The 259-nt window shown below is 68.3% G+C and carries 1 protein-coding gene; it reads right to left on the bottom strand.

The window, feature by feature from the left end; translation table 11 throughout:
• A partial coding sequence (locus OR16_RS47095; protein ID WP_237717410.1) for a hypothetical protein occupies positions 1–184 on the bottom strand: 184 nt, incomplete at its 3' end.
• Between the last annotated feature and the right edge of the window lie 75 nt (positions 185–259).

The following is a 259-nucleotide window of genomic DNA, read 5'->3' on the forward strand; positions in this document are numbered from 1 at the left end:
CAGGGGCAGGGGCAGGGGCAGGGCAGGCGGCGCTGATCTCTTCCTCCAGGCTGCGCCGGACCACGGTCAGCAGGCTTTCGCAGCCTGCGCCGGAGGTGGCGTCCGCGGACGGTTCGGCGGCACCGGCCAGGCTTGCGCAAAGCAGGAGGGGCGGCAGGAGGTGTTGGCTGAGGCGGAGGTTCACCGCGCGATTATGCGGTAGGCAGCACCTTTGCGTCCCCTTTTTTGCCAGGTGTTTTCGAATGGCGTTCTAGCGCCC

Source organism: Cupriavidus basilensis OR16 (assembly GCF_000243095.1).
Classification (GTDB): Bacteria; Pseudomonadota; Gammaproteobacteria; order Burkholderiales; family Burkholderiaceae; genus Cupriavidus; species Cupriavidus basilensis_D.